Source organism: Allocoleopsis sp., from assembly GCF_036703385.1.
In the GTDB taxonomy this organism is placed as follows: Bacteria; Cyanobacteriota; Cyanobacteriia; order Cyanobacteriales; family Coleofasciculaceae; genus Allocoleopsis.
This window is the reverse complement of sequence record NZ_DATNPA010000701.1, coordinates 1-7,764: the sequence shown is the minus strand read 5'-3', so window position 1 is coordinate 7,764 and position 7,764 is coordinate 1. Positions and strand designations below refer to the sequence as shown.

Annotated in this window: 5 protein-coding genes and 2 pseudogenes; 5 read left to right on the top strand and 2 right to left on the bottom strand. The window is 41.9% G+C overall.

The window, feature by feature from the left end; all coding sequences use genetic code 11:
• From V6C93_RS33020 to V6C93_RS33010, 3 genes and pseudogenes are all read left to right on the top strand, one after another.
• A pseudogene (locus V6C93_RS33020) lies at nucleotides 1-390 on the top strand (serine/threonine protein kinase); the annotation flags it as partial.
• A gap of 199 nt (nucleotides 391-589) precedes the next feature.
• The gene (locus V6C93_RS33015; protein WP_333480924.1) at nucleotides 590-1,909 is read left to right on the top strand and encodes a DnaJ domain-containing protein; all 1,320 of its coding nucleotides are present in this window, start codon (nucleotides 590-592) and stop codon (nucleotides 1,907-1,909) included.
• Between the two features lie 85 nt (nucleotides 1,910-1,994).
• On the top strand, nucleotides 1,995-2,771 hold the full coding sequence (locus V6C93_RS33010; protein WP_333480923.1) for a M15 family metallopeptidase: 777 nt from the start codon (nucleotides 1,995-1,997) through the stop codon (nucleotides 2,769-2,771).
• 245 nt (nucleotides 2,772-3,016) lie between these two features.
• Here V6C93_RS33010 and V6C93_RS33005 read toward each other — a convergent pair whose 3' ends face one another.
• On the bottom strand, nucleotides 3,017-4,903 hold the full coding sequence (locus V6C93_RS33005; protein ID WP_333480922.1) for a YfhO family protein: 1,887 nt from the start codon (nucleotides 4,901-4,903) through the stop codon (nucleotides 3,017-3,019).
• Nucleotides 4,904-5,484: 581 nt separating this feature from the next.
• Between V6C93_RS33005 and V6C93_RS38880 the strand changes: the two are divergent.
• Both V6C93_RS38880 and V6C93_RS33000 read left to right on the top strand, forming a co-directional pair.
• Nucleotides 5,485-5,598: pseudogene (locus tag V6C93_RS38880) on the top strand (Uma2 family endonuclease); the annotation flags it as partial.
• Between the two features lie 35 nt (nucleotides 5,599-5,633).
• The gene (locus V6C93_RS33000) at nucleotides 5,634-6,245 is read left to right on the top strand and encodes a Uma2 family endonuclease (protein ID WP_333480921.1); all 612 of its coding nucleotides are present in this window, start codon (nucleotides 5,634-5,636) and stop codon (nucleotides 6,243-6,245) included.
• Between the two features lie 79 nt (nucleotides 6,246-6,324).
• On the opposite strand, the gene V6C93_RS32995 is transcribed toward V6C93_RS33000, so the two are convergent.
• Nucleotides 6,325-7,443, bottom strand: coding sequence for a DUF262 domain-containing protein (locus tag V6C93_RS32995; protein ID WP_333480920.1), 1,119 nt, complete (start codon nucleotides 7,441-7,443; stop codon nucleotides 6,325-6,327).
• Nucleotides 7,444-7,764: the final 321 nt, after the last annotated feature.

The window sequence follows — 7,764 nt, the reverse complement described above, 5'->3', positions numbered from 1 at the left end:
GCGATCGCAGATGCTAAAAAAATTCTCCCCGGAAGTCAGGCTTACGAAGAAGCTCAGGCAAAAATTAAGAAATGGCAGGAAGACTGGGCGGCAGCTGAAGCAAAATACAATGAGCTGAAACAAGCACTCGATGAAGGCCGTTGGGATAAGGTCGTAAGGGCTACGGTCGATCCGAAGTTTTTGGAACAACGCTATTGGCAAGACAAGGTGAAACAACTCATTGAGGAAGCCCAGAAACAAAAAGCCGCAGCCGACGCCGAAGCTAACAAAAACCCAACAGCTCCACCTGAAGCCCCCTTACCCCCAAAACCGCCATCTGACTCCAACTCATCAGGCAAACTTTCACCCAACTCCAAAGAGGAAATTCAAGACAAACCTACGAATCAATAACAAGCTTGAAGATTTTAATGCATGAATTGATAAAATTGTCAATCTGCTAGCTTTCCACTTGCCAGCTTTCAACCCCTATCAAAACCTCACACCACCTAAAGCCGGAGATGAGAGTTAGGAGCTGCAATTCATCCCACGCCTTCTCAGGACGTAGGATGAATTGCCTATGATCGGTAAAGCGACCCCTTATCTAAGTCACATGCAGGACTCTCGCGACTACTACGAAATTTTGCAAGTTAAAAGAAACGCTACCGTAGAAGAAATTAAAGACGCTTATCGCCGACTGGCTCGCAAACATCACCCTGATTTGCATCCAGGGAATCCGGCAGCAGAAGAAAGATTCAAGGAAATTTGCGAAGCTTACGAAGTCCTTTCTGACTCAGTGCAGCGAACTCAGTACGACCAAAGATTAGACCCTATATCAAGAGAGTTTCCAAAGCCAGGGAAGAGTCATCAAGACTACTATGTTCGAGCTGTAGCCAAAGCTCTGGAGAAAGATTATCAAGGAGCAGTTGAGGATTATACCAAGGCCATTGAACTGAATCCTCACTTTGTCGAAGCTTACATCAAGCGGGGTGCCGCACTCTACAAAATGGGAAATGCACGAGGGGCACTCAAAGATTGTAGTCAGGCACTCCGCATAAATCCTAACTCGTCTGGAGCTTACTATTACCAGGGCAGAGCGCGTTATAGATTGGGATATACTCAGGCAGCGATTGAAGGGTATACTCAGGCGATCGCAAAAGAACCCGATTTTGCTCAAGCCTACTACCATCGAGGTTTAGCCAACAACGATCTCAAGGAATTGGCTAATGCGGCTGAGGATTTGCAAAAAGCCGCACAACTTTTTCACGAGCAAGGGGATAGGAATGGCTACAAGCTGGCACAGGACACCCTGAGGTCGATAACCGGAACAACGGTAAAACTGAAAACATCCTCTAAGAGGAACCCCATAAGGTGGGTAAAAATCGTTTTGGATGATGCGCTCAAAGCCTTCCTATCTCTAGCACTGAATCCGGCTGGGGGAATACGTCCAGGGATGCTGTATCTGGAAAAGCCACGGGTTATGGCAGTGGGAATAGTGTTTGGGGCGATCGCTAATTTCTGCTTTGTCAGTGGAACCTATCTCGGATGGCGCGATCAGTTTACAACTAACTCTACCCTGTTCGAGTTATTTCTGGTTGGCTGGGTACCCTTTGTAACGCTTACACTAATCCTGGGAATTGCCCGTTTAATCAATCGTTGTCGCGGTAGTTTGGCTGGTGATGTGTTTCTTGCAGGTGCTTCCCTTTTGCCAGTAGGCGTTCTGGCACTTGCCAGTGGTGTCTCTCCTCTTTTGGGTAGCCAGATTATGTTAGTGCTAACTGTATTTGCTACTTGCTATACGATTCTGATACTTTACAGTGGTTGTACTCAGATTGCCAATTTATCAGAGAAAGCGGCGGCGCTATTGGTTCCGTTGATGCTGCTGGGAAGTGGCTGGCTTTCCTATTGGGCGTTTACTGTTATGCAGTCTTAAATTTGATCAGTCATTGAGTAAACCCTTACCTCTTTACCAATAAAATAGCAAAACCATAAAACACCGAAACCCTTGAAAACAGATCATGATGCTGAGTAACTGGGCAAGATGGATGGCAATCAGCCTTACGGCATTCTTAGCTAGCGCCTCATTCGCTTTAGTTGGGGTGAATCAGAAGTCTGAGGCTCTACCCCTTGCAACGACTACCACTTCCATAACTACAGGTACTCAAACAAATAATTCAACTGAATCAGAGCTATCTCTACCTCTTAGCACTTCACCTCAGCAGATTGCTTCATCTTCTCTCCCTTATGATGCACGACTCATTGATATTCGCTCTGTTAATCCTAAGATTGCTCTCGACATCCGCTATGCAACGACGAATAATTTTTTAAAACAAAAATTGTACTCAGCAGCACGCTGTGTACTCAGAGGTGCAGCGGCAAGAAGGCTTTCACAAGTTCAACAAGATTTGGAAAAACAAGGATTGGGGCTGAAAGTTTATGACTGTTACAGGCCACTCTCCGTGCAAAAGTTAATGTGGAAAGTCAAACCTGATTCTCGCTATGTGGCAAATCCAGCACAAGGTTCTCGGCATAATCGCGGAGCTGCCGTCGATATAACATTGGTTGACCGCAATGGTAAAGAGCTAGAGATGCCAACATCCTTTGATGATTTTACAGAACGAGCACACAGAAATTACAGTGGTGCCAGCGCTCAAGCGAAGAAAAATAGCAAGTTGCTTGAGAATGCGATGAAAAAATACGGGTTTATACCCCTGGCGACAGAATGGTGGCATTTTGATGCACCGGGTTGGGACAATTATGCGCTTCTCGATGTGAAATTTGGGGAAATTCCTTAATTAAATTTTGGATGAAAGTATCCTAATTGTATTGGTTCGGCCTTGTAGGTAACACGTCTGTTTTATTAGACCTCTTGCAAAAGTAGATTTTTGCCCCCTAGCCCCCCATTTTAGGGGGAACCTGAATTCAAAGTCCCCCGTGATATCCAAAGCGTAGCAACCTAAGAGCTTCCCCCTTTTTAAGGGGGACGGGAGGGGGATCTAAAGGGGTATTTAGGGGGCATTTCAGGATTTCTGCAAGAGGTCTATTGAATTGCTATATCCTGCTCGCTTCGATAAAACCAGACTAGTAAGACTAAAGCAATAATGGCAGAAACAGCGCTCGTTATTTGTCCAATACGTTCCTCTACTCTTGTATTCAATGTCACTATAACCTCATGGTTGCCGCTGGGTATCATCCCTACGCGAATTAGACCTTCGGGCGTTGAAGGATGTACAGTCAGAGGATAGGATTTTTCCTGAATTTTTGCTGTCCATCCTGGGTAGTAGAACTGTTTTAGAGTCAGTAAAAGGTCAGTTGTCCCACTCGTTTTTAAGACAATCTTCCTCGGCTCCCATTGCTGAATTGTGAGGCTACCCTGTCCTGTCGTTACTGCTGCATTCGGTTGATGCTGAGACAATTTTACAAGAGCATCTGCCTCAAAATTTTTCGGTGATACGTCTTTGGGTCGGTACTCAGGAGTCTCCTTATTGATTTCCTTGTATAATTTTTGCATTTGCTGGTAGCTATTTTGAGGGTCATCCGCTTTGTAAAGACCCCCTTTTATTAAGAAAACTTGAGATGAGAGCAGAGAGGCTGTTAGCAGAACTCCAATAATAATATATTTTGACTTTACTTGGCTTCCCAAAATCCTTATCGAAGAAATGCCATAAATTAAAATTGCTGCGATTGCTACTATTATAACGCTACTTAAATACCAAGTAAAAGTTTTGTTTGGCACCGCCATAATTAAGCCTATCAGAAATCCAGCGCCTAGCAAAAATCCAATATAAAACTTTTTTTTTGTCCCAATTCTTATAGAGTGTTGAGACATCTCTAAAGCTAAAAGTGCGGTAATCGCTACAGTCAAAATAGTAGAAAAACGCCAAGGAAATTGTATCTTTTGCAGGGGCAATAAAACTTCCCATATTGGTCTGCTCAAAGGCAGCGTCATGAAGATAGCTAGTATCGCCGCAGCACTCCAAAAATTTGCCTCACGCCTGAAATTTGCGACTGATGAAGTACGAGTACTAATAAAAGCGCACCAGATTAATCCCACCGTAAGCAGGCTGATAATTTCTAGATATTCCCACAGGAATTCTCTAGAAGGAAATGTTTGTATAAATAAAAAATCAATGGCATAAGATAAGTGTCCTCGGCTCATGAAATCCAGATCGACATCGTTTTGCATCGCTAAGGCTGGTAACCAATAGATAGCCGATAATCCAATACCCAGTATCAAGGCTAAAAGTAAACGGAGTACAGCTTTTTTTCTTTGTCGCTTAACGGTAATGAATAAGATATAGAAAATTAGGAAAAGTGAAAAAATTAAGAAAGTTGATGGATGAGTCATCGCTAGCAAAGCATAACTCACAGCCAAACCAATAATATTGCTTTTATGACCATCAATGATTTTGTTGCTAAAGTACAGAATTAAGGGCATCCAGACAAACGCCCAATATTCTGTAAAATCAAAACGATTATAAAGATCGACTCCTAGATGGTAGGGCAATACCATATAAAGAATTGAAGCAATTAGCGCTGACTTGCGATCGCTAATCGTTCTGAGCCAAAGATAAGCCGTCCATCCAGAGGTAACAAGAGCGGCTAAAGTAGATAAGGCAAGTGGATACCAGCCCTCTACATCATTAGTAAATAAAGGTTTAAAAAAACTTGTGAAGTAATAGGGTATGGGAGGATAAAAGAAAAAGATAGGGCTTCCTAAACCAGCATTCATTTTCATCAGCCATCTGGGATAGAAATCTCCCGCCCAAAATTGCGCTGAGAATTCTTTAGACCACCTTAAGTGCAGTGGAAAATCATTAGCATTTATAGTTCCATTCAACAGTATGGGAATGGCTAGAATTAAGCCTATTCCAAAAATCGCTAAAATTGGCAGGATATTGATAGATTTTGTTTGAGTTTTCAGCATTTTCGAGAGTACTCCCTATTAATCCAAACCTAAGAATGAAAAGATATATTGTTGAAGCACCCTCAAAACTCAATCAACGATTATGCCGATAGATAGTTGTTAATCACAAAAATATAGAGTAATTAAATAGCTGAAATAAATGCTTTTTGTGCATAAAAATCATCCTTATACTAGGGCGAAAAAATATAGACCCATGAACTTAATGGGAGATAAGTAATCTAAACTTCAGGCATGGCAAAACTTAATCAGGCAAAAATTGTAGCTTTTCTCGAATAGAAGAGATGAAGAAAGGTCGTGAGCATTGAATTGAATAAGGTTCGCAAAGTCAGAAAAATTGTCAAAGTTATCGTTTTTGTAGCAGCCTTGCACTGGAAGCATCGAAACTTTTCTAATCAACCGCTTTTCTTAAGGCACTTTAGCAAAGAACTTGCATATATGCATGAGTTTTTATGCTGGGATAAGCGCATTTCCCAGAATCAATGACGATGCGATGGCTCAGGATGTTCCAAACTCCTCGATTAAAAGGCGAGAATTTGCTTTATCAGGAGTAATAATTAGGCCAAAAAATCTATCTTTGTGCATATGAATTAATGAGTGTGAATCAGCAAGGTTACTATGCGATCGCACCGATGGGTGTTGAGTTAGGCATTTGGCAGGGGCGAGATGAAGAGATGGAACTCCCTTGGCGGCGTTGGTAGGATAATCAGGATATGAGCGGAGTGTCAAGCCAATGAATCCCCAACTTTTAGACAAACCAGCCGATCAGCCAACAGAGGAAAAACTGGTGACTCTCTATGGTATTAGCTGGGAGAAGTTCAAAGCTATAGAAGCACAGCTAGAGGACAACCGAGATGTTAGGCTGTCCTATTTGTCAGGGGTGTTAGAAATTATGTCACCAATTGGTGAAGAGCATGAGGAAGTAAAGAGAACTCTCAGTTACTTGTTAGAAGCCTATATGAGAGAAAAGGGCATCCGATTTTACGGACGTGGTGGATTCACTCTAGAAGCACCTGGGTATGCCTCTGGTACACCCGATGAGTCTTACAGTATTGGCAGTAAGAAAGAAGTTCCTGATATTGTCATTGAAATCATCGTCACTAGTGGGACTATCAACAGACGAGAGCTATTCAAGCCTATGAATGTTCCTGAAATTTGGTTCTGGAAGTCTAACCAATTAAGGGTTTTCCACTTGAAAGACGGAGAGTATGAAGAGGTTTCTCGGAGTACTTTTTTTCCTGATTTAGATTTAGCTTTGTTGCTGCGTTATCTTGGATATCCCGATCAGTACGATGCAGTGCAGGAGTTTCAATCGTTGATTCGGGGCGATCGCTCTGAGGAGTAGGTCAGTCGTAAGGGAACGAGCGCATTTTTTGTAGTTAGTGGAGATATACTCACTTGAGGTTGATTAAATTTGAAGCATCTTATTCTAAATCAACAAAAGCATCAGTTGTCAGTTGGAGCCTCAGTCTTACATTCCCTTCATTAGAGGTACGGACTGTAGATGCAGCAATAAAGTTTTTCTCATTCAATAGAACTTGATACCAGAATCGCAATTGCTCTAGGTTTTTAATCGAACCTTTTTCTAGCCTGCGTGCTAAGCCAACCATGACAGCATCAAAGATAGCAGCATTCAGTGCAGTTTTGGGTTTGAAGGCTCTACTGCCGAGGCATTCATATATGACTTCAATCGTAGGTATAAAGGCTTGTTTAACTTGGTCTGCTGACTGGATTTTCAGGTGTCTGTTTTTGCTCATGTAGTTATTGAGGAATTCCTTCATAGAATCCTTGTAACTATAACCGCCGAAGTAAAGCGCTAGGAATCGAAGAATAAGTTCTTGGTCTCTTTTATTCTTATCTGTTCTACCAAATATGGAACGCCAAGACTCGTTGTCGTTCAGGCTATCGATCAGATCGTTAAGTTCACCATGATAAATAGCTGCGCGAATTTCTTGCGGCTTTAGTAAAGTCCCCCCTGTATTTAGCCTTTCAAAGATGTGATATATGCTACTATCGTCAGCATCAGAATGATTTTGTTCGACGACGGTTGAAGATAAACTGGAGTTATCTAACTGGCGTCTATCTGCATCAGATAGTGATTTATATGTAGCACCCTCAAAGTCGGGATGAACCCCTTTCAAAGAAAACGCTCGCCGACTGCTGGGAAATTTGCCTTCATAGAAATACAAGAGACTCAGTAATCTTTGCTGTCCATCGATCACTAATAACTTGTTTGTTTCCCGCTCTTTTGCTAAAAAGATACCTGGGACTGGTAAACCCAGTAACAGAGACTCGATGAAACGCGAAGCTTGTTTGGGTTTCCATACATAGGTACGCTGGAAAGATGGAATATATATGTCACCGTTTCTCAGACGTTTAACTAGGCCATCAACATCAAAATCTTTTGGAATCACTGAGCCAGAGAATCTGGAAGGAATGATGTCCTCTTCCTCTTCTAAGTTGTCCTCAATCTGAGTCTCTTGTTCCTCATTTACTGGATGCTTTGGAGTAAATTCATCGCGTCTTGGCTCAACTGGGTTCATATTTTAGTATTTTCTCAGCATGGCATATCAAAGATTATATTGTGTTCACCTTCTCTGATTCCAGGTATTACCAAGCTGCAATCGATTATTCTTGTTCCAACCCAAAAATTACAGATGAACCTATCCCACCCAAAACATTTTAGTTCTCACCAATCCAAGAAAATAATTTTATGTTTTAATGTTATATTTATATCTTTTCTTAGTCATTGTTCCAGAACGTTCCACCTTTACCTCCTGTAATTTTGCTGGTAAATCCTGGTAAGGTGAAGTCTGGCAAAAAGTCACAACAACAGTATATTCATCCTGATTACAGGAGACTTT